21 protein-coding genes, 2 rRNA genes, 1 pseudogene and 1 riboswitch are annotated in these 25,559 nt (G+C 66.3%); of the genes and pseudogenes, 19 read left to right on the top strand and 5 right to left on the bottom strand.

All coding sequences use genetic code 11. The features are described from left to right. The first annotated feature begins 11 nt into the window (after positions 1 to 11). The gene (locus tag EDD27_RS30805) at positions 12 to 659 is read left to right on the top strand and encodes a nucleoside/nucleotide kinase family protein (RefSeq protein WP_127935490.1); all 648 of its coding nucleotides are present in this window, start codon (positions 12 to 14) and stop codon (positions 657 to 659) included. 63 nt (positions 660 to 722) lie between these two features. Further along, on the top strand, positions 723 to 2,033 hold the full coding sequence (locus tag EDD27_RS30800; protein WP_127935489.1) for a TrpB-like pyridoxal phosphate-dependent enzyme: 1,311 nt from the start codon (positions 723 to 725) through the stop codon (positions 2,031 to 2,033). 57 nt (positions 2,034 to 2,090) lie between these two features. On the opposite strand, the gene EDD27_RS58925 is transcribed toward EDD27_RS30800, so the two are convergent. Continuing rightward, a complete protein-coding gene (locus EDD27_RS58925) occupies positions 2,091 to 2,168 on the bottom strand; it encodes a 50S ribosomal protein bL37 (protein ID WP_372513659.1) in 78 nt (25 codons plus the stop codon). Between the two features lie 146 nt (positions 2,169 to 2,314). Between EDD27_RS58925 and EDD27_RS30795 the strand changes: the two genes are divergently transcribed. The 5 genes from EDD27_RS30795 to EDD27_RS30775 all read left to right on the top strand — a co-directional run bounded on the left by EDD27_RS30795 (position 2,315) and on the right by EDD27_RS30775 (position 6,258). Beyond that, positions 2,315 to 3,094: a DeoR/GlpR family DNA-binding transcription regulator gene (locus EDD27_RS30795; protein WP_127935488.1), complete on the top strand. Its 780-nt coding sequence runs from the start codon at positions 2,315 to 2,317 to the stop codon at positions 3,092 to 3,094. Then, on the top strand, positions 3,091 to 4,164 hold the full coding sequence (galT, locus tag EDD27_RS30790) for a galactose-1-phosphate uridylyltransferase (protein WP_127935487.1): 1,074 nt from the start codon (positions 3,091 to 3,093) through the stop codon (positions 4,162 to 4,164). The genes EDD27_RS30795 and galT overlap by 4 nt, the downstream gene beginning before the upstream one ends. Before the next feature lie 68 nt (positions 4,165 to 4,232). Continuing rightward, positions 4,233 to 4,369, top strand: a riboswitch (cyclic di-AMP (ydaO/yuaA leader). A gap of 5 nt (positions 4,370 to 4,374) precedes the next feature. After that, positions 4,375 to 5,337 carry a coiled-coil domain-containing protein gene (locus EDD27_RS30785; protein WP_127935486.1) on the top strand — a complete coding sequence of 321 codons (963 nt, stop codon included), beginning with the start codon at positions 4,375 to 4,377 and terminating at the stop codon, positions 5,335 to 5,337. Positions 5,338 to 5,441: 104 nt separating this feature from the next. Next, positions 5,442 to 5,630: a hypothetical protein gene (locus EDD27_RS30780; RefSeq protein ID WP_127935485.1), complete on the top strand. Its 189-nt coding sequence runs from the start codon at positions 5,442 to 5,444 to the stop codon at positions 5,628 to 5,630. A 127-nt stretch (positions 5,631 to 5,757) separates the two neighbouring features. After that, positions 5,758 to 6,258, top strand: coding sequence for a DinB family protein (locus EDD27_RS30775; protein WP_164903852.1), 501 nt, complete (start codon positions 5,758 to 5,760; stop codon positions 6,256 to 6,258). A gap of 26 nt (positions 6,259 to 6,284) precedes the next feature. Here EDD27_RS30775 and EDD27_RS55860 read toward each other — a convergent pair whose 3' ends face one another. The 4 genes and pseudogenes from EDD27_RS55860 to EDD27_RS30760 form a co-directional block, all read right to left on the bottom strand. Next, positions 6,285 to 6,572: a hypothetical protein gene (locus tag EDD27_RS55860; RefSeq protein WP_206641731.1), complete on the bottom strand. Its 288-nt coding sequence runs from the start codon at positions 6,570 to 6,572 to the stop codon at positions 6,285 to 6,287. Positions 6,573 to 6,639: 67 nt separating this feature from the next. After that, positions 6,640 to 7,152: pseudogene (locus tag EDD27_RS58920) on the bottom strand (VOC family protein); the annotation flags it as partial. Positions 7,153 to 7,222: 70 nt separating this feature from the next. After that, positions 7,223 to 7,918 (bottom strand): TetR/AcrR family transcriptional regulator, encoded by a 696-nt coding sequence (locus EDD27_RS30765; RefSeq protein WP_241564341.1) that lies wholly within the window; start codon positions 7,916 to 7,918, stop codon positions 7,223 to 7,225. Positions 7,919 to 8,097: 179 nt separating this feature from the next. Further along, positions 8,098 to 8,577: an ATP-binding protein gene (locus tag EDD27_RS30760; protein WP_127935483.1), complete on the bottom strand. Its 480-nt coding sequence runs from the start codon at positions 8,575 to 8,577 to the stop codon at positions 8,098 to 8,100. Positions 8,578 to 8,844: 267 nt separating this feature from the next. Here EDD27_RS30760 and EDD27_RS30755 point away from each other — a divergent pair, with 267 nt between their 5' ends. From EDD27_RS30755 to EDD27_RS30700, 12 genes are all read left to right on the top strand, one after another. Continuing rightward, complete coding sequence (locus EDD27_RS30755) at positions 8,845 to 9,711, top strand: helix-turn-helix domain-containing protein (protein WP_127935482.1); 867 nt, start codon at positions 8,845 to 8,847, stop codon at positions 9,709 to 9,711. Positions 9,712 to 9,879: 168 nt separating this feature from the next. Beyond that, positions 9,880 to 11,262: a trigger factor gene (tig, locus tag EDD27_RS30750; RefSeq protein WP_127935481.1), complete on the top strand. Its 1,383-nt coding sequence runs from the start codon at positions 9,880 to 9,882 to the stop codon at positions 11,260 to 11,262. A gap of 542 nt (positions 11,263 to 11,804) precedes the next feature. Beyond that, the gene (locus tag EDD27_RS30745; RefSeq protein WP_127935480.1) at positions 11,805 to 12,437 is read left to right on the top strand and encodes an ATP-dependent Clp protease proteolytic subunit; all 633 of its coding nucleotides are present in this window, start codon (positions 11,805 to 11,807) and stop codon (positions 12,435 to 12,437) included. A gap of 11 nt (positions 12,438 to 12,448) precedes the next feature. Continuing rightward, positions 12,449 to 13,072 carry an ATP-dependent Clp protease proteolytic subunit gene (locus EDD27_RS30740; RefSeq protein ID WP_127935479.1) on the top strand — a complete coding sequence of 208 codons (624 nt, stop codon included), beginning with the start codon at positions 12,449 to 12,451 and terminating at the stop codon, positions 13,070 to 13,072. Between the two features lie 184 nt (positions 13,073 to 13,256). Next, positions 13,257 to 14,540: an ATP-dependent Clp protease ATP-binding subunit ClpX gene (gene clpX / locus EDD27_RS30735; RefSeq protein WP_127935478.1), complete on the top strand. Its 1,284-nt coding sequence runs from the start codon at positions 13,257 to 13,259 to the stop codon at positions 14,538 to 14,540. A gap of 516 nt (positions 14,541 to 15,056) precedes the next feature. Then, the gene (locus EDD27_RS30730; protein WP_127935477.1) at positions 15,057 to 15,554 is read left to right on the top strand and encodes a pyridoxamine 5'-phosphate oxidase family protein; all 498 of its coding nucleotides are present in this window, start codon (positions 15,057 to 15,059) and stop codon (positions 15,552 to 15,554) included. Positions 15,555 to 15,677: 123 nt separating this feature from the next. Beyond that, positions 15,678 to 16,085 carry a YciI family protein gene (locus tag EDD27_RS30725; protein ID WP_127935476.1) on the top strand — a complete coding sequence of 136 codons (408 nt, stop codon included), beginning with the start codon at positions 15,678 to 15,680 and terminating at the stop codon, positions 16,083 to 16,085. Between the two features lie 6 nt (positions 16,086 to 16,091). After that, the gene (locus tag EDD27_RS30720) at positions 16,092 to 17,237 is read left to right on the top strand and encodes an RNA polymerase sigma factor (protein ID WP_127935475.1); all 1,146 of its coding nucleotides are present in this window, start codon (positions 16,092 to 16,094) and stop codon (positions 17,235 to 17,237) included. Positions 17,238 to 17,302: 65 nt separating this feature from the next. After that, positions 17,303 to 17,599: a hypothetical protein gene (locus EDD27_RS30715; RefSeq protein WP_127935474.1), complete on the top strand. Its 297-nt coding sequence runs from the start codon at positions 17,303 to 17,305 to the stop codon at positions 17,597 to 17,599. Between the two features lie 2 nt (positions 17,600 to 17,601). After that, positions 17,602 to 20,175 (top strand): valine--tRNA ligase, encoded by a 2,574-nt coding sequence (locus tag EDD27_RS30710; protein WP_127935473.1) that lies wholly within the window; start codon positions 17,602 to 17,604, stop codon positions 20,173 to 20,175. A gap of 429 nt (positions 20,176 to 20,604) precedes the next feature. Then, positions 20,605 to 22,125: ribosomal RNA gene (locus EDD27_RS30705) — 16S ribosomal RNA — on the top strand. 298 nt (positions 22,126 to 22,423) lie between these two features. Then, a 23S ribosomal RNA gene (locus EDD27_RS30700) occupies positions 22,424 to 25,529 on the top strand. The 16S and 23S rRNA genes sit together here, the layout of an rRNA operon. Positions 25,530 to 25,559: the final 30 nt, after the last annotated feature.

Raw genomic sequence — 25,559 nt, 5'->3', positions numbered from 1 at the left:
AGCTGTGGGGGATGCGTGCGCGACCGATCTCCCGTGACGTCCTCGTCGAGGAACTGGCCGAGCTCGTCTTCGGGCGGCCGCGGGACGAATGGGTTCGGGTGGCCGTGGACGGGGCGCCTGCCACGCGCCCCGAGACGCTGGCAGACGAGCTCGTCGCGCCGCTCCGGCTGCGCGGGCGGCCTGTGGTGCGGGTGTCGGCGGGTGACTTCCTCCGGCCCGCCTCCCTGCGCCTGGAGCACGGCAGGACCGATCCCGACGCCTTCTACGAGGACTGGCTCGACGTGAAGGGCCTCCGGAGGGAGGTGCTCGAGCCGCTGGACGCGGGCGGGCCGGGACGGGTGTTGCCGGCGCTGTGGGACAGCCGGGTGGATCGGGCGTACCGGGTCCCGTACCAGGAGCTGCCCGAGGGCGGGGTGGTGCTCGTCGACGGGACGTTGTTGCTGGGCCGCGGATTGACGTTCGACCTCAGCGTGCACCTGTGGCTGTCGGCCAAGGCCCTCGAGCGCGGAACGCCCGACGGCGAGCGGTGGCGGCTGCCCGCCTACGAGCGGTACGAGCGGGAGGCCCGCCCTCAGGAGGCGGCGGACGTCGTCGTCCGGGCCGATCATCCCGATCGGCTCGCCATGCTGGTCGCCGACGATCGAGAAGAACGCCTGTGAAGTCCTTCAACCAACTGGCGTGGAATGCTGGAATGGGGCGCGTTCCAGGCGCAGACTGGGGCGATGATCCCCAGCAACTGGTACAACATCGTTCCCGACCTGCCCGCACCGCCGCCTCCGCCCCTTCATCCCGGGACGCGGCAGCCCGTAGGACCGGACGACCTCGCTCCGCTCTTCCCCATGGAGCTGATCGCGCAGGAAGTCAGCGGGGAGCGGTTCGTCCCGATTCCGCCCGAGGTGCTCGACGTGTACCGGCTCTGGCGGCCCACGCCGCTGATCCGGGCACGCCGCCTGGAGAAGGCGCTCGGCACGCCGGCCAGGATCTACTACAAGTACGAGGGCGTCTCGCCCGCGGGCTCGCACAAACCGAACACGGCCGTGCCACAGGCGTACTACAACGCACAAGAGGGCGTGCGGCTGCTCACCACCGAGACGGGCGCCGGGCAGTGGGGATCGGCGCTGGCGTTCGCCTGCGCCCAGTTCGACGTCGAATGCCAGATCTGGATGGTACGCGCCTCCTACGACCAGAAGCCGTACCGCCGCTCCCTCATGCAGGTGTACGGCGCCACCGTGCACGCCAGCCCGTCGACCCTGACGGGCGCGGGCAGCAAGGTGCTGGCCGACCACCCTGACTCGCCGGGCAGCCTGGGCATCGCGATCAGCGAGGCCGTCGAGGTGGCCGCCGCGACCCCCGACGCCCGCTACGCGCTCGGCTCGGTGCTCAACCACGTGCTCATGCACCAGACGGTGATCGGCGAGGAGGCGCTGCAGCAGCTCCCCGAGATGCCCGACCTGGTCATCGGCTGCACGGGAGGCGGCTCCAACTTCGCCGGGCTGACGTTCCCGTTCCTCCGCGAGAAGCTGGCGGGACGGATCTCGACCGTGTTCCGCGCGGTCGAGCCCGCCGCCTGCCCGTCGTTCACCCGTGGCGTCTACGCCTACGACTTCGGCGACACGGCCGGGCTCACGCCGCTGCTCAAGATGCACACGCTGGGGCACTCGTTCGTGCCCGACCCGATCCACGCGGGCGGCCTGCGGTACCACGGCATGTCGCCGCTGCTGTCGCACATGTACGACCTCGGCCTGTTCGAGGCGGTCACCCGCGCCCAGAGCGAATGCTTCGAGGCCGGTGTGCGCTTCGCCAGGACGGAGGGCATCGTGCCGGCCCCCGAGCCCACGCACGCGCTCGCCGAGACCATCGCCGAGGCGCTGCGCTGCAAGGAGAGCGGCGAGGAGAAGGTCATCCTCACCGCCCTCTGCGGCCACGGGCACTTCGACCTGGCCGCCTACGATCGCCACCTGGCCGGGCGGCTGGAGGACTACACACTCCCGCAGGACCGCATCGACCAGGCCCTCACCGAGCTGCCCGCCTGAAACCAAGACAGGCGGCGGGAAAACCGGGTGGCCGCCGGACTCAGGCGGCCACCCGCGTCAGCGTGCGGTGGGCCGCTTGCCGTGGTTCGCCTTCTTCTTCTTACGTGCCCTGCCCTTGCGTGCGCGCCTGGCCATACGCTCGCCTCCGATGATCGCGTGCTCCGGCATTGATCCTTCACCGTCTCTCGCCTGCGCCGACGAGGCAAGCGACACCAGCCGACCTAACAAACCCCAAACATATTCGTGTCATAATTTGGTGGAATCTGTTGGAAGGAGCGGGCGTGCTAGCACAGCAACGTCAGCAGGCCATCCTCGAGCGTGTCCGCATCGACGGCGGCGTCCGGGTGGCGGACCTCGTCCGCGAGCTCGGCGTCTCCGACATGACCATCCGCCGCGACCTCGAGGTGCTGGCCGAGCGCGGCCTGCTGGAAAAGGTGCACGGCGGCGCGACCGCCGTCGGCCCGGGATCGACCGAAGAGCCGGGTTTCACCGCCAAGTCCGCCCGCCAGCAGCAGGAGAAGCAGGCCATCGCGCGCCGCGCGGCGCAATTGGTGCGCCCCGGCACCGCCGTGGCGCTTTCTGCCGGCACCACGACGTGGGCGCTGGCGCACCACCTCATCGGCGTGCCTGAGCTCACCGTGATCACCAACTCCATCCCCGTTGCCGACGTCTTCCACCGCAACCCGCGCTCCGACCGCACGGTGGTGCTGACCGGCGGCGTACGAACGCCATCGGACGCCTTGGTGGGCCCGGTGGCCGTGGCCGCCATCCGCCGCCTGCACGTGGACACGCTGTTCCTCGGCGTGCACGGGATGAGCGTGCGGGCCGGGTTCACCACGCCCAACCTGCTCGAGTCGGAGACCGACAGGGAACTGGTGGCGGCCGCGACCCGCCTGGTCGTCCCCGCCGACCACACCAAGTGGAACACGGTGGGCATCAGCACCATCGCCGAGCTGACGGAGGCCGACGTGGTCATCAGCGACGCGGGGTTGACCGAGCAAGCACGTACGGAGCTGGCCGACAGGGCCGGAGAACTGATCATCGCGGAGGCCTCGCTTTGAAGCGCACCATCACCCACTTGGCCGACGGCCGGGAGCTGATCTACTTCGACCGGCGGGACGACGCCGAACGGAGTGCGATCGACCGCCGTACGCTCGACCCCCGGCCGTTGGCCTCCGAGCTGCGCTACGACCCGCTGACCGAGGAGTGGATCGCGATCGCGGGCCACCGACAGACGCGGACGTTCCAGCCGAAGGGGACGGCGGCCGAGTGCCCGCTGTGCCCGTCGTCCGAGACGCGGTCGACGGAGATCCCGGCGTACGACTACGACGTGGTGGTGTTCGAGAACCGCTTCCCCTCTTTTTCCGGAAATTTCGGGACCTATGAGGATGTAGGTGGACTGAGCGAGGTCCGTCCGGCGGTGGGGCGGTGCGAGGTGGTCTGCTTCACCTCTGAGCATTCCTCGTCCTTCTCCCAGCTGTCCGACGCCCAGGTCGAGCTGGTCATGGAGGCGTGGGCCGACCGCACGGCCGAGCTGTCCGCCATCGAGGGCGTGGAGCAGGTGTTCTGCTTCGAAAACCGAGGCTCGGAGATCGGCATCACGCTCGCTCACCCGCACGGCCAGATCTACGCCTACCCGTACGTCACCCCGCGCACCAAGCTGCAGCTGGGCGCCGCCTCCCGCTACAAGGGGAACCTGTTCGCCGACGTGCTGGCCGCCGAGCGCGCCGCCGGCACGCGGGTGGTGGCCGCCAACGAGTCGTGGACGGCGTTCGTGCCGGCCGCCGCGCGCTGGCCGTTCGAGGTGCACATCTATCCGCATCGGCAGGTGCCCGACCTGGCGGCGCTGACGGAGTCGGAGCGGGCCGCGTTCGCGCCGCTCTACACGTCGGTGCTGAAGGCGTTCGACGGGTTGTTCGGGGTCGTGATGCCGTACATCGCGGCCTGGCACCAGGCGCCGGTGCGGGAGGGCCGCGACCTGGCGTACCTGCACCTGGAGCTGTTCAGCATCAGGCGGGCGCCGGAGAAGCTGAAGTACCTGGCGGGGTCGGAGTCGGCGATGGGGGCCTTCGTCAACGACGTGCTGCCGGAGGAGGCCGCGCACATGCTTCGATCACAAATAGATCACTAATAGATTTCTCCTTAAGGTCGCATGACTCGTGATCTACCACTAATATCCCGATAAGCACCGACCGTAACGGCCGGTGCCCGCCTAATCCCGGGCGTGTTGCCCGGGAGCCGGGGACCCATCGCAATTGGGGTGAATCCACTTCGGTGGTAGGGACCTCCCATTCCCGAACCCGTCAGCTAACCCGGTCGGCAGAGGGAGAGGAACATCTACGTGGCGGCTTCGTCCCCCGCGAGTCTTGCCATCGGCCTCATCACCGCCGCCGTCGCTCTTTTCCCGGCGACACAGGCGACCGCGGCGGCGTCAGCGCCCAAACCCTCGGAGTCCGAGCTCCGCACCCAGCTCAAGAAGCTCACCAGCAAGGTCGACAAGCTCATCGAGCAGTACAACCTCAAGCGCGTCGAGCTCGCCAAGGCCCAGGAGGCCGCCAAGAAGGCCGACGAGCGACTGGCCACCGCGGAGCAGACGCTGGCCGCGGCCCAGCAACGGGTGGCCGAGATCGCCCGGCTGCGCTACCAGAACGGCAATCCGCCAGTGCCGAGCTTCATGCCGCCGGAGAACGGCGGCAGCGCGGCCGTGCTCAACCAGCTGACCACCGAGCAGCAGGCGTTCGTTCAGGGCGTGGCCAAGGCCCGCGACGACAAGCAGAAGGCCGCCGAGGAGGCCGCCGAGCTGGCGGCCGGCATCCGCCGGGACACGGCCGAGGTCGACAAGCAGCGCGATGAGGCCGAGGACGTCATCGACGACATCAAGAAGAAGCTCGCGGACCTCGTGCCGTACGGCACCGGCCGCAACTCCGACGGCAGCTGGGCCCCCGAACTGCCCTCCGGCTCCGACAACATCACTCCCCGCACCCGGCTCATGCGCGAGCAGGTGCAGAAGAACTTCTCGCTGCCGTACGCGGTGGGCTGCTTCCGCTCGGGCTCCGGCGGCGAGCACCCGCTCGGGCGCGCCTGCGACTTCATGATGAGCACCGGCGGCGCGATGCCGACGGCCGCCAATCTCGCACTCGGCGACCGGATCGCGGAGTGGGCGATCAAGAACATTGACAAGCTCGGCATCAAGTACGTGATCTGGAAGCAGCGCATCAACCACGGCTCGGGCTGGAGCACGATGGGGAACCGGGGCAGCATCACCGAGAACCACTTCGACCACGTGCACATCTCAATGCAATGAAAAGGTGCGGCGCGGAGGCCCGCTAGTATGCAGGGCACCACGAAGGCGGCCACGGAGACGTACATCAGGGCCCTCGTCGGCTGCCTCGCCGACGACTGGTGCTCGTGGAGCAGGAAAGACGGTACGCCTATCAGCAGGCCTGCCTGACAGGCGCCGCCGCCAAGGCGCTCGGCCGCCCGGCCAAGGGCTGGAAGCTGAAGGGCAACGAGCTCTACTGGTTCAACCAGGGCTACAAGGCAGGCGGCCCGAGCGCCTGCAACACCTGGAAGGCCCCAACGTCCAAGGCGGCCTGACAGACCGCGACCATGGCAGGCTCCCCGGCGAGTGGGAGGCCGCGCGGGAGAAGTAGACGAATCCGTGTGCGAATCCGTCTACCGGCCGCTCCAAAGCACACACCGGGCCGAAGTAAGGTCAGAGTTCGTGACTGACTCCCGAACCCCTCCACCCCTCACCGGCGACGAGCTGACGGTGCTCAACAACTGGCTCGAATGGCACCGCGCCACCCTCGCCGTCAAGTGCGCCGGCCTGTCGGACGAGCAGCTGCGCCTGCGCTCCGCGCCGCCCTCGACCCTGTCCCTGCTCGGCCTGGTCAGGCACATGGCGCACGTCGAACGTGCCTGGTTCCGCCGTGTGCTGAACGGGGAGGACATCCCCAAGCTGTGGGACAAGGACCGCGACAACGACGCCGACTTCAATGAGGTCGACACCGCCTCGGTCAAGGAGGCGTTCGCCACGTGGCAGGACGAGATCGCGCATGCCCGCGCCATCTCGGCCGCCAAGCCGCTGGACGCCGTCGGCGACCGCAACGGCCAGGACTGCACGCACCGCTGGATCCTCGTCCACATGATCGAGGAGTACGCCCGTCACAACGGTCACGCCGACCTTCTGCGCGAGCGTATCGACGGCGTGACCGGCGAATAGCGGCCCCGAGCCACCCTTCTCCGCCGTCAGCCTGCCTGGCGGAAGATGATCGCGACGCCGAGTGCCTCGGGCGCGGGCACGAAGACCTCGCCCGCGGAGCTCTCGCGGACCGGCACCCCGGCCTCGCGGAGGAACCGCTCGGTCGCCGCGACGTCCCGCACCGCCACCGCGTACGCCGCGAACCCGGGCAGCGCCGCCATGCCCTCGCCCGGCAGCAGCCCGACCAGCCCCGACGCGCCGACCCAGCGTGACGCGAGCCCGCCCGTCGCCCAGGGCGAACGTTCGTGAGGCCCCGTCCCGCGACGCCGCCGCACTCCCCACATAACGGGCATAACGCCGTTCGGTCTCGTCGAGCTCGTCGTCGGCCACGCACAACACGCATTCGACCAGTTCGACCGCGCCGTTGGGATGGTCGGCGGCGTCATGCGCGGAGGCGTTCTCCGCCAGCCCGACCCGCCCCTCCGCGACGAGCCCGCGCCGGACGCCGTCGATCTCCAGCCACCGCACGGGCTCCATCCGCACTCCGTCCACCGTCTCGACCGGCCGCTGGGCCACCTGCACCCCGCCGTGCCCGACGCCGCTCGCCGCCAGCCGCGCGGCGCCGCCGTCGATGTCGGGCGAGTCGAGCATCAGGATGTGCACGCCCTCGAAGCGCCGCAGGCATGACTCCAGGTTCGCCGCCGTACCCTGGACGGCTTCCTTGAGCGCGGGCAGCCGGTCCGCGGGCACCCGCAGCGGGATCAGCCGCGCGTCGTCGGGCACCCGCCCCGCCCCGGCGACGGCGACCAGCTCGACGAAGTTGCCCTCGAAGTACGCATGCGTGTTGCCCACCCCGACAGGCTCGGGCGGCTCGCCCACCACCGGGTACGCGGGCCCCGGCAGCGCGAACCCCATCCGCCGGTACCGTTCGAGCGCCTGCCCCATGTCGTGGACGATGTGCCCCACATGGTGCAGTCCACGGATGTCATGTCCCATCGCTACCTCCGTACGCCGCGTCGCGGAAGTCACGGGCGAGCCCTTCGAAGATCTCGATCGCCCGCTCGGCCGCCGGCGCGCAATCGGGCAGCCGCTCCGGCTCGAACGTCCTGCGCAGCGTGTCGGCAAGGAAGTCCGCCTTCTCCTCCAGGCCGAGCGTGACCTCCTCCGGCAGCAGCGGCTCGATGGCGAAGAACCCGAACACGATCGTCGGCAGCGGATAGTCCAGGTCCTCGGGCCGCAGGCCCGCCCGCAACAACCCGTGCCGGGCCAGCAGGCCGAGGTATTCGCGTGAGGCGAGCAGCTTGGCCCCCTCGAGCGGCTTCCTGGCCGGGCTGGTGAGGAACTTGTCGAGCGTCTCCGCATCCCTGGTGAAGATCGCGCGGAGCACCGGCCGACCCATCGCCTCCAGGAAGAACCGGCGCATGTACCGGTGCAGCGCGATCTCACCCGGATCCGCCCGCATGCCGGCCACGACCGCGTCCAGCATCGCCACCGCCTCCCTGGCGCCGACCGCGAAGAACAACTGCTCGCGGGTGCGCCAGTGCAGGTAGATCGTGCCCTTGCCGACCCCGGCGCGCTTGGCGATCTCGTCGATCGTCACCCGCCGGTATCCCCAGCGCAGCAGCAGCTCCTTGGCGGCGTCGAGAATCCGGTCGGCCCGCCCGCGGTGATCGGCATGCACCAGTGGCCTCCTCGTGACTGTTGACCGATGACCACTCTAGCATTTTGGTCACGAACGAACCCACGGAAAGGCCCACGAGATGCGCCGTAACGGCGGCGCGCGTGAAGGGGCAGTGCGGCGGGTGGTGGCTCACTCGGCGAAGCCGTAAAAGAAAGGGGTCTTAAAGGGAAAAGGAAGGGTCAGGCTTCCGTGCGGAAGAGCGCCCAGACGGCCTTGCCGCCGCGGTCCAGCGGGTCCCAGCCCCAGCACTGGCTGTACGTCTCGACGATGTAAAGACCGCGCCCGTTCTCGGAGATGAAATCTGGCTCCTTGCGCCGCGGCGCCTCGTCGCTCGGGTCGGCCACGGCCAGCAGCACGTGCGGGGCGACCCGCATCAGCAGCAGCTCGATGTCCCGGTGCCCGGCCGCGCGCATCGCGTACCTGACCGCGTTCGTCACCAGCTCCGACACCACGAGCGCGGCGTCGTCGCTCAGGTCGTGCAACCCCCAGCTCCGTAGCGTGGAGCGGGTCACGTCCCTGGCGGTCTTGACCGAGTCGGCCTGGAAAGGCAAGGGGCACGCGGTCGTGTACGGCTTGCCGCCGCCCATGAGAAGGTGGTCGAAGCCCACTTCGCGGGTGATCTGCAGGCAATCGGCAGTGGTCAGAGGATCCTCCACCATGCCGCCGATACCTCCCCGTTCAGCCTTGATTAGTGCATGTATGGCCCAATATGCACTAAGCCATCATGGGTCACGACCGCTGCGTCTGCAAGACCCAAATGCACGTGCAGCTGCAATGTGCAATAGCAAGCACCGTTTTGGGGGATAGATCTCGGAATCGGTTCGGTGTGGTCCCGCCCGGAGAGCGGCTCGCAGACACGAGGTTGAGACCTTGTCATTCGAGCCGAAGAGGTGTCACTGTGTGTGCGGACCTTGATAGGAGGCAAAGTGACGCAGAACCAGCCGGGTTCCGGGCCGACGGCGCTGCGCATCCTCCTGGGCTCCCAGCTGCGCAAGCTCAGGGAAGCGAAGAACGTCACTCGTGAGGAGGCGGGCCACCTCATCCGTGGCTCAGAATCCAAGATCAGCCGCATGGAGCTGGGACGAGTGGGGTTCAAAGAACGCGACGTGGCCGACCTGCTCACCCTGTACGGGGTCGTGGATCAGCAGGCCCGCTCCGCCGTGCTCGACCTGGTCGCCACCGCCAACGAGCCGGGTTGGTGGCACCGGTTCAACGATGTCCTGCCCACGTGGTTCCAGGCGTACGTCGGCCTCGAAGAGGCCGCCGCCAGGATCAGGACCTACGAAGTCCAGTTCGTGCCAGGACTGTTGCAGACCAAGGAGTACGCACGGGCTGTGGTGACCGCCGGCGCGGCGGGCATCGGGGCCGAGGAGATCGCCAGGCGGGTCGATCTCCGGCTGGAGCGCCAGAGGATCTTGGAGAAGCCGGAAGGGCCGGTCTTCTGGGCGGTGATCGACGAGGCCGCGCTCCGGCGGCCGATAGGCGGTACGGAGGTGATGAGGGCCCAGCTGGAGCACCTCATCGACCTCATGCGCCAGCCGAACATCACGATCCAGATCATGCCGTTCAGCTTCGGCGGGCACAGTGCCGAGGGCGGGGCCTTCAGCATCCTGCGCTTCCCCGATCCCGACCTGCCCGACGTGGTCTACGTCGAGCAGCTCGCCAGCGCGCTCTATCTGGACAAACGTGAGGACGTGGACCGATACACCGAGGTGATGGAACGGCTGTGCGCCGTGAGCACCACCCCGGACGAGACGATCGAGCTACTGCGGACGATCTCGGAGGAATTCTGACGGCGGCGGGGCGTCGTTGTTGGGTGTGCTTCTGCCCTAGACTGGACCATCGGCGTTGGATCCCGCCGTGGCGGAGCATGCCCAACACCGCTCATGTGGGCGCGGCGCGTGAGCCGTACCGATGGACGCGCCCGCGATCACTCGTAGCTTGATCAAGGAGACCATTCCGTGAAGACCGCTGTCGAGGAGCTCAGCCCCACGCGGGTCAAGCTCACTGTCGAGGTGCCGTTCGACGAGCTGCGCCCGAGCATGGATGCGGCGTACAAGAAGGTCGCGCAGCAGGTGCGCGTCCCCGGGTTCCGGCCTGGCAAGGTTCCGGCCCGCATCATCGAGCAGCGCTTCGGCCGGGCGGTAGTGCTGGAGGAGACCCTCAACGACGCGGTGCCCAAGCTGTACGGCCAGGCCGTCGACGAGGTCGATGTCTTCCCCGTCAGCCAGCCCGACATCGAGGTCACGAAGATCGACGACGGTGAGCAGATCGAGTTCACCGCCGAGGTCGACATCCGGCCCAACTTCGAGGTGCCCGACTTCGCCGGCATCGAAGTGACGGTCGACTCCGCCGAGGTCTCCGACGAAGACGTGGACGCGCAGCTCAACGCGCTGCGCCAGCGCTTCGCGACGCTGACCGGCGTCGAGCGGCCGGCCGCCAACGGCGACTTCGTCGTCATGGACCTGCGCGCCGAGATCGACGGCAAGAACATCGAGGAGCAGCAGGCCAGCGAGGTCTCCTACGAGGTCGGCGCCGGCTCCGTGCTGCAGGGCCTCGACACCGCGCTCGAGGGCATGTCCGCGGGCGAGGAGAAGAGCTTCAAGACCGAGCTCGTCGGCGGGGAGAACGCCGGCGAGGAAGCCGACGTGATCATCACCGTCAAGTCGGTCAAGGAGAAGGTCCTGCCGGAGCTGGACGACGAGTTCGCCCAGCTGGCCAGCGAGTTCGACACGCTCGACGAGCTCAAGACCAGCATCCGCGAGCAGGCCCGCCGCAACAAGCTCATCGACCAGGTCGTGCAGGCCCGCGAGAAGGCGCTCGACGCGCTGCTCGAGCAGATCGACATCCCGCTGCCGGACAGCGCGCTCAAGGCCGAGATCGACGCCCGCAAGCACAACCTCGACCACCAGGTGGCCGAGAGCGGCCTGAGCCGCGACGCCTTCTTCCGCCTCTACCAGACGACGGAAGAGGAGCGCCTCGCCGAGTTCGAGAAGAACTCCGCCCGCGCCATCAAGGTCGGCTTCGTGCTCGACAAGATCGTCAAGGCCGAGGAGCTGGGCGTCTCCGAGCAGGAGCTGACCAACTTCGTGGTGCGCCGCGCCATGGAAATGGGCGTCCAGCCCAACGAGCTGGCCAAGCACCTGGCCGACAACGACCAGCTCACGCTGGCCATGGTCGAGATCGTCCGCGACAAGGCCAAGTCCGTGATCGGCGACTCCGCCAAGGTCGTGGACACCGACGGCAACGAGGTCGACCTCAAGGCCATCTACACCGAGATCAACGGTGAAGAGCCCGTCCAGGAGGAGGCCGCGGCCGAGGCCGAGGACAAGCCCGAGGCGTAAGCGCGTCCGCCTCGTCAGGCGACACGAAGCCCCCGGATCAATCCGACTCCGGGGGCTTCCCCGTTTCCCGGCCCACGGGCCTTCTGACTGGCCGACCTCGCCGGCGCGGCTTCGGGACCCGCCTGCCGTACACGGCGACACCTCGCCACCGGCTTTCCAAGGGAAACCGGCTCCCGGGGTGCTGCTCGGCGGTGCCCGCTGGTTTGCCGGGAGCAAGCCCACTGCGAATGTGCAGTGCCGCGCGACACGGCTAGGAAAACCGCTGGGAGCCCGGGCATCGTTTGAGGCGCTCAGACGGCTCATGAGGAGCGCTGAGAGGACGAGGCCGCCCCGGACTGCCGCACCCGGCCCGCTCCGCCAGCACGGCCGTCTCAGGGCGCGCCAGGGGCGTCGTCGTCCCCGGGACGGCGCCGCCGGACGGCGGCAAGGGCCGAACATGCGCCGTCAGCGAACAGTACGGGGGACCGGGCATGACCTGTGCGCAGCGCGCGTTAAGGTCACAAGCAAAGCCAATCGATTACGACGCATCGGAAGGTGACGCTGTGACCAGCCCGCCGACCTTCTATCAGCCTGAGTCTCGAGGCCGTGAGAACGGCTCCGCCTTCCGGCTTGAAGACCAGCTTTACCAGCGCCTGCTCAGGGAGCGCATCATCGTGCTCGGGCAGGAGGTCAACGACGAGATCGCCAACCGGATCTGCGCCGAGCTGCTGCTCCTCGCGGCCGACGACCCTGAGCGCGACATTTCGCTCTACATCAACTCACCGGGGGGCTCGGTGAGTGCCGGCATGGCGATTTACGACATGATGGAATACGTGCCGAACGACGTGTCGACGGTTGTGATGGGCATGGCCGCCTCGATGGGGCAGTTCCTCCTCACCGCCGGGGCCAGGGGCAAGCGCTACGCGCTGCCGCACGCCCGCGTCATGATGCACCAGCCGTCGGGCGGCATCGGGGGCACTGCGGCCGACATCGCCATTCAGGCCGAGCAGATGCTCTACGTGAAGAAGACGCTAGCTGAGCGGATCGCCTTCCACACGGGGCAGCCGCTGGAGCAGATCGAGGCCGATTCCGACCGCGACCGCTGGTTCACGGCCGAGGAAGCCAAGGACTACGGCTTCATCGACCACGTCGTCCGGAGCGCGCGTCAGGTGCCCTCACACGGCCCGGTCTCCTAGGGGGAGCTGACATGAATATCCAGAGCCGTTACGTTCTCCCCTCCTTCGTCGAGCGCACGTCATACGGCGTGAAGGAGATGAACCCGTACAACAAGCTCTTCGAGGACCGCATCATCTTCCTCGGAGTGCAGATCGACGACGCGTCGGCCAACGACGTGATGGCCCAGTTGCTGACGCTGGAGTCGCTCGACCCCGACCGTGACATCAGCATCTACATCAACTCGCCCGGCGGCTCCTTCACGGCCATGACGGCGATCTACGACACGATGCAGTTCGTCCGGCCGGAGATTCAGACCGTCTGCCTCGGCCAGGCCGCGTCCGCGGCGGCCGTGCTGCTGTCCGGCGGCACGCCGGGCAAGCGGTTCGCGCTGCCCAACGCCCGAGTGCTGATCCACCAGCCCTCCACCGAGGGCGGCGGCCAGGGTAGCGACATCGAGATCCAGGCCAGGGAGATTCTGCGCATGCGGACTCTCCTCGAGGACATCGTGGCCCGGCACACGGGCAAGTCCTCCGCCGAAGTCCGCAAGGACATCGAACGCGACAAAATTCTCAACGCGGACGAGGCAAAGGCGTATGGTCTGATCGATGACATCATCCCGTCCAGGAAGAAACGAGCTCAGGCCGTGGCTTCCTAGACGAGACGTGACGCACCGGGGCGCTGCCCAATAGGGCACGTTCCGGTGCGACTCGCCGCTAGGGGGCTCACTGAGGGCCCAGAAGACGGTAACGTCGAAACCTGAGCGGTTCGGCCAAGTCCGGAGGATGTCCGGAGACACTGCTCGCAAGAGCAGGGCGGTCCCACGCAAAGGAGTATCTGGGGTGGCACGCATCGGCGACGGGGGAGACCTGCTGAAGTGCTCTTTCTGCGGAAAGAGCCAGAAGCAAGTCAAGAAGCTCATTGCCGGTCCAGGCGTCTACATCTGCGATGAGTGCATCGATCTCTGCAACGAGATCATCGAGGAGGAGCTGTCGGAGTCCTCCGAGCTCAAGTGGGACAACCTGCCCAAGCCGAGGGAGATCTACGAGTTCCTCGATGCCTATGTCATCGGTCAGGACAAGGCGAAGAAGGCGCTCTCGGTGGCGGTCTACAACCACTACAAGCGGGTGCAGTCCGGCGACCGGGGCAGAGACGACGGTCTGGAGCTGGCCAAGAGCAACATCTTGCTGCTCGGGCCGACCGGCTCAGGCAAGACACTGCTGGCGCAGACCCTGGCGAAGATGCTCAACGTGCCCTTCGCCATCGCCGACGCCACCGCGCTCACGGAGGCGGGCTACGTCGGCGAGGACGTGGAGAACATCCTCCTCAAGCTCATCCAGGCCGCCGACTACGACGTCAAGAAGGCCGAGACCGGCATCATCTACATCGACGAGGTCGACAAGATCGCCCGCAAGAGCGAAAACCCGTCGATCACGCGTGACGTCTCCGGTGAGGGCGTCCAGCAGGCGCTGCTGAAGATACTGGAGGGCACCACGGCCTCGGTGCCTCCGCAGGGCGGTCGCAAACACCCGCACCAGGAGTTCATCCAGATCGACACGACCAACGTGTTGTTCATCTGCGGCGGCGCGTTCGCGGGCCTGGAAAAGATCATCGAGTCGCGCATCGGCAAGAAGGGCATCGGCTTCAACGCCATCATCCGGTCGAAGGAAGAGGTCGACACGGCCGACGTCTTCGCCGACGTGATGCCGGAGGACCTGCTGAAGTTCGGAATGATCCCCGAATTCGTCGGCCGCCTGCCGGTCATCACCTCCGTGCACAACCTCGACCGCGAGGCCCTCATCCAGATCCTCACCGAGCCGCGTAACGCGCTGGTGAAGCAATACCGCAAGCTGCTCGAGCTCGACGGTGTGGAGCTGGAGTTCACCGACGGCGCGCTCGAGGCCATCGCCGACCAGGCCATCCTGCGCGGCACCGGCGCGCGCGGCCTGCGCGCGATCCTGGAGGAGGTGCTCCAGTCGGTGATGTACGAGGTGCCCTCCAGGCAGGACGTCGCCCGGGTGGTCATCACCCGCGAGTCGGTGCTCGAGCACGCGATCCCGACCCTCGTACCACGTGACCAGCTGGCTGCGAAGCAGCAGCGCACGCCTCGCGAGAAGTCGGCCTGAGCCGCCTTTCCCGCACACCGAGCGCCCCGTGGCAGTCCGCCACGCGGGCGCTTTCGGCGTATTGAGCCTTCTTCTGCCCAGGGACGACCGTCACCTTGGGGGGTGACGACGCCGGCCCAGCAGGGTTCCTTGTCGCGGGATCGCTATCGACTGTCCCAATCCCCAAGGCCAACGGCGCCCTCAGGCCGCAGATCGCGATTGGCCATAACAGCTCCAAGCCACCAGGTTGCTCCGCCGTGGCGGCACCAAGGCGCCAGGTTGCTCCAGATCGCGATCCTGGGTCGTACTCACACGCTCCACGCCCGCGCCAGCCCACCAGCACCTGGACCCGGCCCCCATCGGCAGCGACCACCTCCCGACCGCGGCCGGGCTCACGCTCCGCTGAGCACGGCGCTTCCACTCCGGAAGCACATGAGAGAAATTCGGCACGCTTGAGGATGTCGAGAATGCTCTCCCGGCTCCGTCCCAGGGACATCAGCGGCCATCAGGGGCCGCTGCGGACGGAGGAGAGCCACCATGACCCCGCACGAGATCACCGACATCCTGAACCGGCCGATCAGCCAGGAGCTGCTCGCCCGCGACCTGACCCGCTTGGCCTACGTCGCCAAGGACGGCACCCCCCGAAATGTCCCGATCGCGTTCACCTGGAACGGCTCGGAGGTCGTCATGTGCACGACGAAGAACGCCCCGAAGCTCCCGGCCCTGCGCGCGAACCCGGCGGTCGCCCTGACGATCGACACCGAGGTGCACCCGCCCAAGATCCTGCTCATCCGCGGCCGGGCCGAGCTGGACGTCGTCGAGGGCATCCCGGACGAGTACCTCCAGATGAACGGCAGCTACCAGATGACGCCCGAGCAGCGGGTCGAGTGGGAGGCGGAGGTGCGCTCGCTCTACGACGGCATGGTGCGGATCGTGGTGACCCCGACGTGGGCGAAGCTGATCGACTTCGAGACGACCCTGCCGAGCGCGGTCGAGGAGCTCGTCCGGCAGCGCGAAGAACGCCGGAGCGCCTGAGCGGGATCCGCGCACACAGCCGCCGGAAAAATGTCGGGGCGGGATGTCGAGAACCCGCGCGCGACTCCGTCCCCGCAGTGAACACCGGCCACAATGGGCCCGTACCGCACAAAGGAGAACACGATGGCAAAGTACCTGCTCCTCAAGCACTACCGGGGCGCGCCGGCAGCGGTCAACGACGTGCCGATGGACCAGTGGACGCCGGAGGAGGTCTCGGCCCACATGCAGTACATGCGGGACTTCGCCGCTCGGCTCGAGAGCACCGGCGAGTTCGTCGACAGCCAGGCGCTCTCCCCGGAGGGCACGTTCGTCCGCTACGACGGCGAGGGGCGTCCGCCGGTCACCGACGGCCCGTTCGCGGAGACCAAGGATCTGATCGCCGGCTGGATGGTGATCGACGTCGAGAGCTACGAGCGGGCGCTCGAGCTGGCCGCCGAGCTGTCCGCGGCCCCGGGCGCGGGTGGCAAGCCGATCCACGAGTGGCTCGAGGTGCGCCCGTTCCTGTCCGCGCCCCCGACCATCACGGAGTGACGAACGGTGGACGAGTCCCTGCTGCGGACCCTCACCCCCACGGTGATCAGCATCCTCGTCCGTCGCGGAGCCGACTTCGCGGCGGCCGAGGACGCCGTGCAGGACGCCCTGATCGAGGCCGTACGCGTGTGGCGGGACGACCCGCCGCGTGACCCCAAGGGCTGGCTGGTCACCGTGGCCTGGCGCAAGTTCCTCGATGCCGCCCGCGCCGACACCTCCCGGCGGCACCGCGAGGTGCTCGTCGAGGCCGAGCCCGTGCCCGGCCAGGGCGAGATGGCGGACGACACGCTCCAGCTGTACTTCCTGTGCGCGCACCCGTCCCTGACACCGGCCTCGGCCGTCGCGCTGACGCTGCGCGCGGTCGGCGGCCTGACCACGCGTCAGATCGCGCAGGCCTACCTCGTGCCGGAGGCGACCATGGCCCAGCGGATCAGCCGGGCCAAGCGGACCGTCTCGTCCGTCCGGTTCGACCAGCCGGGTGACGTGGCCACGGTGCTGCGCGTGCTCTACCTCGTCTTCAACGAGGGCTACTCCGGCGACGTCGACCTCGCCGCCGAGGCGATCCGGCTCACCCGCCAGCTCGCGGCCAGGACCAGGCACGAGGAGGTGGCGGGGCTGCTCGCGCTCATGCTGCTCCACCACGCGCGGCGCCCGGCACGGACCGGTCCCGACGGCAGGCTCGTCCCTCTCGCCGAGCAAGACCGCAGCCTGTGGGACACCCACCTGATCGCCGAGGGCGTGGACGTGCTGCAGGCCGCCCTCGCCCGCGACCGGCTGGGCGAGTTCCAGGCTCAGGCCGCCATCGCCGCGCTGCACGCCGACGCCCAGACGGCGGAGGAGACCGACTGGGTGCAGATCGTCGAGTGGTACGACGAGCTGGTACGCCTCACCGGCAACCCGGTGGCCCGCCTCAACCGGGCCGTCGCGGTCGGCGAGGCCGACGGCCCGCGGGCCGGCCTGGCCGCCCTCGCGGAGCTCGACCCCTCCCTGCCCCGCTACACCGCCGCCGCGGCGTACCTGCACGAGCGCGATGGTGACCTGGTGACCGCGGCACGGCTCTACGCCGAAGCCGCCCGGTCAGCGCCGAACCTCCCCGAACGCGACCACCTCACCCGGCAGGCCGCCCGCCTCAACGCGAAACACCGCGGTTGAGCGGTCCCCTCAAGGTCTGAACATCCGTCCAAGACACCCGCGCGTGGCAACGGTGACAGGGGTGCATGAGCCACGACATCGTCCAGAACGCCTTCCAGGCGCTCCCCGGCAACGACCCCGACCGCATCGCCACGCTCCTCACCGAGGGCTTCCTCCCGCCTGTTTCCCTGCCAACGCCGGCCTGTGCCGCCCTGCGCTGCGCGGTGCCGCGCCACGTCCCTAGCTGCGTGGAGCCCCCTTTGGCGCGCCGCCTCGGGCCCGAGGTCCTGGTGTGGGCGGGGCGTGGCCTGGCCTGGTCGTGGAGGGTCGGCCGTGGACCGGCTTCGGGGCTTGGGGCCTTTTCCGCTCGCACGCCTCCCTAGAATTGGTCACTGTGACAACGCCAGAGCTGCCTACGCAATACACACCGGCCGACGTCGAGACCCGCAGCTACGATCGCTGGGTATCCGAAGGCTACTTCGGCGCCGACCCGGGCAGCTCGCGCGAGCCATACAGCATTGTCCTGCCGCCGCCCAACGTGACGGGCGTCCTGCACATCGGGCATGCGCTCGACCACTCCATCCAGGACGCGCTCACCCGCCGCGCCCGCATGCAGGGGCGCGAGACGCTCTGGCTGCCCGGCATGGACCACGCCGGCATCGCGACGCAAAACGTCGTCGAGCGTGAGCTGGCCAAGCAGGGGCTGTCGCGGCACGACCTGGGACGTGAGGCGTTCGTCGAGCGGGTCTGGCAGTGGAAGGAGGAGTCCGGCGGCCGCATCCTCGGCCAGATGCGCAAGCTGGGCGACGGCGTCGACTGGTCGCGTGAGCGCTTCACCATGGATACGGGCCTATCGCGCGCCGTGCAGACGATCTTCAAGCGCCTGTTCGACGACGGGCTGATCTACCGGGCCGAGCGCATCATCAACTGGTGCCCGCGCTGCCTCACCGCGCTGTCCGACATCGAGGTCGAGCACAGCGACGACGAGGGCGAGTTGGTCTCGATCCGCTATTCCGACGAGATCGTGGTGGCCACCACGCGAGCCGAGACCATGCTCGGTGACACCGCCGTGGCCGTCCACCCCTCCGACGAGCGTTACGCCCACCTGATCGGCACGATGGTCGAGCTGCCGCTCACCGGCCGGATGATCCCTGTGGTCGGTGACGAGCATGTGGATCCGGCCTTCGGCACCGGCGCGGTCAAGGTCACCCCGGCCCACGACCCCAACGACTTCGAGATCGGACGACGTCATTCGCTGCCGTCGCTGACCGTCATGGACGAGCGCGGCGTGATCACCGCGCATGGGCCGTTCCAGGGACTCGACCGCTTTGAGGCCCGGCCGGCCGTTGTCGCCGCGCTGCGCGCGGATGGCAGGATCGTCGCCGAGAAACGCCCGTACCTGCACTCGGTGGGCCACTGCTCGCGCTGCAAGACCGTTGTCGAGCCGCGGCTGTCGCTGCAGTGGTTCGTCAATGTCGGGCCACTGGCCAAGGCCGCTGGTGACGCCGTTCGCGACGGGCGCACCCGCATTCACCCGCCGGAGCTGGCCAAGCGTTACTTCGACTGGGTCGACGACATGCACGATTGGTGCATCTCCCGTCAGCTGTGGTGGGGTCACCGCATCCCGGTCTGGTACGGGCCCGATGGCGAGGTCGTGTGCGTGGGCCCCGACGAGGAGCCACCCGCCGGCTACACGCAGGACCCCGACGTCCTGGACACCTGGTTCTCGTCCGCGTTGTGGCCGTTCTCGACGATGGGCTGGCCGGACGCCACGCCGGAGCTGGCCCGGTTCTACCCGACCTCCGTGCTGGTCACCGGCTACGACATCCTGTTCTTCTGGGTCGCCCGGATGATGATGTTCGGGCTGTACGCCATGGACGGCGAGCCGCCGTTCCGCGTGGTGGCGCTGCACGGCATGGTCCGCGACCAGTACGGCAAGAAGATGTCCAAGTCGTTCGGCAACGTGGTCGACCCGCTCGACTGGATCGAGCGGTTCGGCGCCGACGCCACGCGCTTCACCCTGCTGCGCGGTGCCAACCCCGGCGCCGACGTCGCGGTGAGCGAAGAGTGGGCGGCCGGCTCACGGAACTTCTGCAACAAGATCTGGAACGCCACCAGATTCGCGCTCATGAACGGCGCGGCCGTCGGATCGCTCGAAGGCGCCGAGCTGACCGCGGCCGACCGGTGGATCCTGTCGCGTCTTCAGTCCGTGGTGAGGGCCGCGGACGCCGCCTTCGAGGAGTTCGAGTTCGCCAAGGCGGCAGACCTGCTCTACCACTTCGCGTGGGACGAGGTGTGCGACTGGTACCTGGAGCTGGCCAAGATCCAGCTCGGCGAAGGACTCGACCACACCAGACTGGTGCTCGGCCACGTATTTGACGCGTTGCTGCGGCTGCTGCATCCGTTGGTGCCGTTCGTGACCGAGGAGTTGTGGCGGGCTGTCACGGGCGGCGAGTCGATCGTCGTGGCACCGTGGCCGGTCGCCGACCCCCGCTACACGGACGCCACCGCCGAGGCCGAGATCGGCGCGCTGCAGGAGTTGGTGACCGAGGTCCGCCGGTTCCGCTCGGACCAGGGTCTCAAGCCGGGCCAGAAGGTGGCCGCGCGACTCGGGCTCGCCAACACGCCCCTGGCCGGCCAGGAGATTGCCGTTCGTGCCCTGCTGCGCCTGACGGAGCCGACGGAGTCGTTCAACGCCACAGCGCGGCTCTCGGTGGGCGACGTGACCGTGGAGATCGACACGGCCGGCGCCATCGACGTCGTGGCCGAGCGCAAGCGGCTGGAGAAGGACCTTGCCGCCGCGCGTAAAGAGGCGGCGCAGGTGGCGGCCAAGCTGGGCAACGAGCAGTTCATGGCCAAGGCTCCGGATGACGTGGTGGCCAAGGTCAGGAGCCGAGCCGAGCAGGCGTCCGCCGACATCGCGCGGCTGGAGGCACAGCTCGCCGGGCTCGGTGTTTGAACCCTACGGACGATGGGAAGGTCCATTCGTTACCGAAGATGGACCTTCCACGCCGTTGAGACTGCTACAGTCTTCAACGCGGGGCTGCTGAGCCCTGACATCCCTGTGATCGAACCCCGGCTTCGGGTTGCGTCCGCCAGGTGGTTGGACAAGGGCCGAAAGTTAGGGTAAGTTAGCAGGGTTGCCTCGAAGAGGGGCAAGTCCGGAAGATCCCGGAACGGGCGGTTTGACAAGATTCGTCCGGATCTGGTAGTCTGAAGAAAAAGACGTATGAGGAGCCTCCACATCAGGGTCTCAAGAGATTCTGATGGGATGACGCGTCCGTTTCTTGAGAACTCAACAGTGTGTTAAAAGCCAGTGCATGTGCATCACATGTATGACCCCGTCATATTTGACGGTTTTGCTTGGATGATTCATCCGGACAGATATTGTTTGGAGAGTTTGATCCTGGCTCAGGACGAACGCTGGCGGCGTGCTTAACACATGCAAGTCGAGCGGAAAGGCCCTTCGGGGTACTCGAGCGGCGAACGGGTGAGTAACACGTGAGCAACCTGCCCCTGACTCTGGGATAAGCCCGGGAAACTGGGTCTAATACCGGATATGACCGCCTTCGGCATCGGATGGTGGTGGAAAGTTTTTCGGTTGGGGATGGGCTCGCGGCCTATCAGCTTGTTGGTGGGGTAGTGGCCTACCAAGGCGACGACGGGTAGCCGGCCTGAGAGGGCGACCGGCCACACTGGGACTGAGACACGGCCCAGACTCCTACGGGAGGCAGCAGTGGGGAATATTGCGCAATGGGCGGAAGCCTGACGCAGCGACGCCGCGTGGGGGATGACGGCCTTCGGGTTGTAAACCTCTTTCAGCAGGGACGAAGTTGACGTGTACCTGCAGAAGAAGCGCCGGCTAACTACGTGCCAGCAGCCGCGGTAATACGTAGGGCGCAAGCGTTGTCCGGAATTATTGGGCGTAAAGAGCTCGTAGGTGGCTGGTCGCGTCTGCCGTGAAAGCCCGCAGCTTAACTGCGGGTCTGCGGTGGATACGGGCCGGCTAGAGGTAGGCAGGGGCAAGTGGAATTCCTGGTGTAGCGGTGAAATGCGCAGATATCAGGAGGAACACCGGTGGCGAAGGCGGCTTGCTGGGCCTTACCTGACGCTGAGGAGCGAAAGCGTGGGGAGCGAACAGGATTAGATACCCTGGTAGTCCACGCTGTAAACGTTGGGCGCTAGGTGTGGGGGTCTTCCACGATCTCCGTGCCGGAGCTAACGCATTAAGCGCCCCGCCTGGGGAGTACGGCCGCAAGGCTAAAACTCAAAGGAATTGACGGGGGCCCGCACAAGCGGCGGAGCATGTTGCTTAATTCGACGCAACGCGAAGAACCTTACCAAGGTTTGACATCACCCGGACAGGTCTAGAGATAGATCCTTCTTCGGACTGGGTGACAGGTGGTGCATGGCTGTCGTCAGCTCGTGTCGTGAGATGTTGGGTTAAGTCCCGCAACGAGCGCAACCCTTGCTCCATGTTGCCAGCACGCCTCTTCGGGGGTGGTGGGGACTCATGGGGGACTGCCGGGGTCAACTCGGAGGAAGGTGGGGATGACGTCAAGTCATCATGCCCCTTATGTCTTGGGCTGCAAACATGCTACAATGGCCGGTACAGAGGGTTGCGATACCGTGAGGTGGAGCGAATCCCTAAAAGCCGGTCTCAGTTCGGATTGGGGTCTGCAACTCGACCCCATGAAGTCGGAGTCGCTAGTAATCGCAGATCAGCAACGCTGCGGTGAATACGTTCCCGGGCCTTGTACACACCGCCCGTCACGTCACGAAAGTCGGCAACACCCGAAGCCCGTGGCCCAACCCGTAAGGGGGGGAGCGGTCGAAGGTGGGGCTGGCGATTGGGACGAAGTCGTAACAAGGTAGCCGTACCGGAAGGTGCGGCTGGATCACCTCCTTTCTAAGGAGCATTTTCACGCGGTCTCGGCGAACGCCCGGGACGCGTGACAGCTCACTAGTGGAGCACTGGCTACTCAGCAGGGATGCATTGCCTGTCCGTTAGTACCGCCGCTGGTGACAGCGGAGTGGGAACGGGGATTGCGGGAGTGCGTGCCGGTTGGACACACTGTTGGGTCCTGAAGGAACGGGCATGGCTCGTCTTCTTCGGACACAGGACCGGTGAACAGCTCGCGTTGCGGGCTGGGATCCGGTTGCTGTTTGTTGTTTGAGATTTGCATAGTGGACGCGAGCATCTTTGTGGCCAAGTTTTTTAGGGCACACGGTGGATGCCTTGGCATCAGGAGCCGATGAAGGACGTGGGAGGCTGCGTTAAGCCTCGGGGAGTCGCCAACCAGACGTTGATCCGGGGATGTCCGAATGGGGAAACCTAGCACCAGTCATGTGGTGTTGCCTCCGCCTGAATGTATAGGGCGGTTGGTGGTAACGCGGGGAAGTGAAACATCTCAGTACCCGTAGGAAGAGAAAACAAGAGTGATTCCGTGAGTAGTGGTGAGCGAAAGCGGATGAGGCTAAACCGGGCGTGTGTGATAGCCGGCAGGCGTTGCACGTTCGGGGTTGTGGGACCTTCTTGGAGTGGCTGCCGCTGCTCCGGGCAGTGATAAATCGATGGGGTAGTTGAAAGCTCTGGGAAGGGCTGCCGTAGACCGTGAGAGCCGGGTAGGCGAAACCTTGTCGACTGCTGGAGGGGATCCCAAGTAGCACGGGGCCCGAGAAATCCTGTGTGAATCTGCCAGGACCACCTGGTAAGCCTAAATACTCCCTGATGACCGATAGTGCACGAGTACCGTGAGGGAAAGGTGAAAAGTGCCCCGGTGAGGGGTCGTGAAATAGTACCTGAAACCGTGTGCCTACAAGCCGTAGGAGCTTAGCCGTTCTTCGGGACGGCTGTGATGTGACTGCGTGCCTTTTGAAGAATGAGCCTGCGAGTTATGGTGTGTGGCGAGGTTAACCCGTGTGGGGTAGCCGTAGCGAAAGCGAGTCTGAAGAGGGCGTTTGAGTCGCATGCTGTAGACCCGAAGCGGAGTGATCTACGCATGGGCAGGTTGAAGCTCAGGTAAGACTGGGTGGAGGACCGAACCCACCAGGGTTGAAAACCTGGGGGATGATCTGTGTGTAGGGGTGAAAGGCCAATCAAACTCCGTGATAGCTGGTTCTCCCCGAAATGCATTTAGGTGCAGCGTTGCGTGTTTCTTGCCGGAGGTAGAGCACTGGATGGCCGATGGGCCCGACAAGGTTACTGACGTCAGCCAAACTCCGAATGCCGGTAAGTGAGAGCGTGGCAGTGAGACTGCGGGCGATAAGGTTCGTAGTCGAGAGGGAAACAGCCCAGATCACCGACTAAGGCCCCTAAGCGTGTGCTAAGTGGGAAAGGATGTGGAGTCGCAGAGACAACCAGGAGGTTGGCTTAGAAGCAGCCACCCTTGAAAGAGTGCGTAATAGCTCACTGGTCAAGTGATTCCGCGCCGACAATGTAGCGGGGCTCAAGCACACCGCCGAAGTCGTGGCACTCAGACCTATGCGGTCTGGGTGGGTAGGGGAGCGTCGTGCAGCCGGCGAAGCAGCAGAGTGATCTAGTTGTGGAGGCTGTGCGAGTGAGAATGCAGGCATGAGTAGCGAATCGAGGGTGAGAAACCCTCGCGCCGGATGACCAAGGGTTCCTGGGGCAGGCTAATCCGCCCAGGGTAAGTCGGGACCTAAGGCGAGGCCGACAGGCGTAGTCGATGGACAACGGGTTGATATTCCCGTACCCGCTTCAACGCGCCCATATCGAACCCCTTGATACTAAGAGTCCTTAAGTCCGCTGGTCCTTCGGGACTGGTGTGAGGCTGAACGCTCGGCCTGATTGGGTAGTAGGTAAGCGATGGGGTGACGCAGGAAGGTAGTCCAGCCCAGGCGATGGTTGTCCTGGGGTAAGCATGTAGGGAGCGAGGTAGGTAAATCCGCCTCGTGTGTATCCTGAGATGTGATGCCGAGCCGATTGTGGTGAAGTGGATGATCCTATGCTGCCGAGAAAAGCCTCTAGCGAGTGTTGTGGCGGCCCGTACCCTAAACCGACTCAGGTGGTCAGGTAGAGAATACTAAGGCGATCGGGTGAACTGTGGTTAAGGAACTCGGCAAATTGCCCCCGTAACTTCGGGAGAAGGGGGACCTCTGCTGGTGATCAGGCTAGCTCTGTGAGCTGGTGGGGGTCGCAGTGGCCAGGGGGAAGCGACTGTTTACTAAAAACACAGGTCCGTGCGAAGTCGTAAGACGATGTATACGGACTGACGCCTGCCCGGTGCCGGAACGTTAAGGGGACCGCTTAGCCAGCTTCGGTTGGCGAAGGTGAGAACTTAAGCGCCGGTAAACGGCGGTGGTAACTATAACCATCCTAAGGTAGCGAAATTCCTTGTCGGGTAAGTTCCGACCTGCACGAATGGCGTAACGACTTCCCCGCTGTCTCAACCACAGACCCGGCGAAATTGCACTACGAGTAAAGATGCTCGTTACGCGCAGCAGGACGGAAAGACCCCGGGACCTTCACTACAGCTTGACATTGGCGTTTGGAGCGTCTTGTGTAGGATAGGTGGGAGACTGGGAAGCTCGGACGCTAGTTCGGGTGGAGTCATTGGTGAAATACCACTCTGGTCGTTTTGAACGTCTAACCCTGGTCCGTGATCCGGATCGGGGACAGTGTCTGGTGGGTAGTTTAACTGGGGCGGTTGCCTCCTAAAGGGTAACGGAGGCGCCCAAAGGTTCCCTCAGCCTGGTTGGCAATCAGGTGTCGAGTGTAAGTGCACAAGGGAGCTTGACTGTGAGACTGACGGGTCGAGCAGGAGCGAAAGCTGGGACTAGTGATCCGGCATCGGCATGTGGAAGCGGTGTCGCTCAACGGCTAAAAGGTACCCCGGGGATAACAGGCTGATCTTCCCCAAGAGTCCATATCGACGGGATGGTTTGGCACCTCGATGTCGGCTCGTCGCATCCTGGGGCTGGAGTAGGTCCCAAGGGTTGGGCTGTTCGCCCATTAAAGCGGTACGCGAGCTGGGTTTAGAACGTCGCGAGACAGTTCGGTCCCTATCCGCTGCGCGCGCAGGAGACTTGAAAGGGGCTGTCCCTAGTACGAGAGGACCGGGACGGACGAACCTCTGGTGTGCCAGTTGTATCGCCAGATGCACGGCTGGTTGGCTACGTTCGGAAGGGATAACCGCTGAAAGCATCTAAGCGGGAAGCTCGCCTTGAGATGAGGTCTCCCTCCCTGTGAAGGGGTAAGGCTCCCGGTAGACGACCGGGTTGATAGGCCGGAGGTGGAAGCGCGGTAACGTGTGGAGCTGACCGGTACTAATAGGCCGAGGACTTGACCACAAAGCAGACTTTTCTGGAAGTCGTTGCTCG

Source organism: Nonomuraea polychroma, from assembly GCF_004011505.1.
GTDB lineage: Bacteria > Actinomycetota > Actinomycetes > Streptosporangiales > Streptosporangiaceae > Nonomuraea > Nonomuraea polychroma.
Note: the sequence above shows the minus strand (reverse complement) of the source record. Positions and strands in the feature narration are given on the sequence as shown.